Here is a 2,900-nt window from a genome sequence, read left to right as displayed (position 1 = left end):
CGCCCGCCTCCGCCACCTCCTCGGCCGCTGACCGCGGCCCTCCGCACCACACCCGCCGCCGGTGGAGAAGAGGAAGGAGCGAACGACCGCATGCCCAGGGCCGCCCTGCCCGCCACCGACCTCCACGGAGCGCCGTGGGTCCTCCGCTTCCCGCTGTCGGCCCGCCCCGGCATCATCGCCGAGGCCAGGGCCCGCACGGCGGACTGGCTCGACGACACCACCGAGCGCGCCGTCGTCGCGGACGTGGTGCTGCTGGTCTCGGAACTGGTGGCCAACGCCGTCCGCCACACGGGCACGCCCGGAGCCCTGCTGCTCGCCCGCGACGAGAGCCTGCTGCGGATCGAGGTGACCGACAGCAGCCCCCGCCCGCCCCAACCCCGGCCATCCCGGCACCCGGAAGACCTCGGCGGCCTCGGCCTCTTCCTCCTCGGCCGCCTCACCCGCCGCTGGGGCTGGTACCGCCAAGGCCCCGGCAAATCCGTCTGGTGCGAGGTCCACCTCCCCCCACCCCATCCGCTCCCGGCCTGCTAGGTCCGTCTTCAGACCCCCGCCTGCCGGACGACGCGCCCCGGCAGGGCGGCCGGGAGGTGCCCCACCGCATGGAATCCGCCCCGGCCCGCCCTTCGGGTGGACGACGGGGGTGGGAAGACGGACCGTCAGCCCTCTCTGTCGGATCACGCCAGGCGGTCGCGGCCGGAGCGCGCACCTCGCCGGCTTGTCCTCGGGCGCGGGGCGCCCTGGCATCGCGCGCCCGGCGGGGTCGTCAGACGCACCCTGACGCGCACCCCGTGTGCGGCCCGGCCCGCCGCGCCCGTACCGGCCGGGGGCGGCTTGTGGGGGCCGGGCGTGCGGCCTGACCTGGCGCTCTCCTGGTCCCGTCCCCGGGGGCGGGCTCGGCTGGATGGCTGGTCGTCAGGTAGATTCTGCGGACTGTTGACCGGCACACGAAGCGGCTGTGGGCTGAGGGTTCGATACGGGGGCGCGGTATGCGGGCGGGGCGGGAGCGGGAGCAGGGGCGGCGGGTCGCCGATCTGCTGGAGTGCTGGCGGGCGATCGAACTGTTCAGCCCGCCGAGCATTCCGGAGGTGCCGCGCAAGCGGCGTGCGGGCCGGCCCCGGGCCTCGGACACGTTCGTCGTCGACCTCACGCCGGCGGCGGGGGAGACCGCGCCGGTGCTGCCGTGGTCGGCGGAGCACCCGGAGACGGCGCCGTGGCGGGCGCCGCGCGGGATGGTGTGGCGGCACGAGGTGTACGGCGGGCTGTTCGACCTGGAGCTGCTGCGGCAGGCGATGATCGCGGTGCTGCCGGCGGGGACCGAGCCGGACCCCGGGGTGCCTCAGGAGGAACTGGAGCTGTCGGGGCGCAGCGCGATGTTCGCGCTGGTCCTGGACGAGTACGGGCGGCCCGTCGACGGGACGTCGGTGGTCTCGGCGTGTGCCTGGGCGACCGGCCGGCTGTTCGACCCGGGGCCGTCGGCGCCGGGCTGGCTGGACGGCTTCGAGGAGCTGGGCGAGGCGTTCGGCGTGGCGGTCGGGCAGCTGGCCGCCGCCCCGATCACCTACGCCGCCGGTGGGGTCCGGACCGCGCGGGAGGGCGCCGTGGCCCGGGGCTGGCGGCAGGTGCTCGCCGAGGTGCTGGGCGGGGCCGCGGTGGCGGCGGTCGGCGTGCTGCTGGGCGATGTGACCGGGGCCGCGATCCAGGGGGCGACGGACCCCCTGGTGCGCAGGGTCGCGGACTGGGTGGCCGTCCGCCGCCCGGCGCAGGACACCCCCGGGACGGGGGCACCCGCCGAACCGGCCGCGTCCGCCGAGAGCGCTCCCGAGGGGACCGCGCCCGCCGAGACCGACGTGGCCCGGAGCGTCGCCTTCGCCGACCTCGTCGCCCTGACCGCCCAGATCGCCCACCTCTGCGGCGTCCAGGACCGCCTCGACCCGCGCGCGATCCGCGTCTGCAGCCGGCTCGTCCGCCTCCCGCGCGACCCCGCGGCCAGGCCCACCGCCACCCAGCCGTTCCTCAACAGCCTCCTGCCGCCCGACCTCGCCCGGGTGCGCGCCGCGCTCGACGACGGCGGGCTCGGCCCCGCCCTGGACGCGTACCTGACCTCCCGCGCCGACATCGCCCTCCACACCCGCACCGACCTGCGGGAGGACCGCCAGGCCGTCCTGGACGGCGTCGACCCGGCGCTGGTGCCGGCGGGACGCTGGCCGGCGAAGGCGAAGTACCCGCTCGCGCTCAGCCAGCAGTTCGCGGTCAACCGGATGCTGGCCGACCGCGCGGGGACCGACGGCGGCCTGTTCTCCGTCAACGGCCCGCCCGGCACGGGCAAGACCACCATGCTGCGCGACCTGGTCGCCGCCCTCGTCGTCGAACGGGCGACCGTGATGGCCTCCTTCGAGCGGCCCGAGGCCGCGTTCGTCGGCCGGGCGTGGCGCGGCAAGGACCGGCAGGGGCGCCACGCGCGCTTCGTCGCTGCGCTCGACCCCAGGCTCACGGGCCACGAGATCGTGGTCACCTCCTCCAACAACGGCGCCGTGGAGAACGTGACGGCCGAGCTGCCCGGCGCCGCCGCCCTCGACGAGCACTGGCACGACGGCCCGGACCACTTCGCCGACCTGGCCTCCGCCCTGCTGGACGGCGCGCCCGCCTGGGGACTGGTGGCCGCCGTGCTCGGCAACAAGTCGAACCGGACGAGGTTCGCCCAGCGCTTCTGGTGGGGCCGGCTGTCCGAGGAGGAGGCCGACGCGCGCACCGCCCGGGGCCTGCCCCCGCTGCGCGGCATGAACGCCGTGCTGGGGGACTGGGTACCGCCGAGCACCCCGACGTCCCGCACCGCGGCCCCCGCCCCCGCGGCGGGCCCGGCCCGGCCGGTGCCCTCCTGGCCGCGGGCCGTCGCCGACTTC

Annotated in this window: 1 protein-coding gene and 1 pseudogene; both read left to right on the top strand. The window is 77.2% G+C overall.

The genetic code is table 11. The annotated features are described in order from the left end of the window. Positions 1 to 90 precede the first annotated feature (90 nt). Positions 91 to 531 (top strand): ATP-binding protein, encoded by a 441-nt coding sequence (locus tag ABD308_RS00405; RefSeq protein ID WP_344322263.1) that lies wholly within the window; start codon positions 91 to 93, stop codon positions 529 to 531. Positions 532 to 986: 455 nt separating this feature from the next. Beyond that, a pseudogene (locus ABD308_RS00400) lies at positions 987 to 2,900 on the top strand (hypothetical protein); the annotation flags it as partial.

It is taken from the genome of Kitasatospora putterlickiae (assembly GCF_039527695.1).
Taxonomy (GTDB): domain Bacteria; phylum Actinomycetota; class Actinomycetes; order Streptomycetales; family Streptomycetaceae; genus Kitasatospora; species Kitasatospora putterlickiae.
Note: the sequence above shows the minus strand (reverse complement) of the source record. Positions and strands in the feature narration are given on the sequence as shown.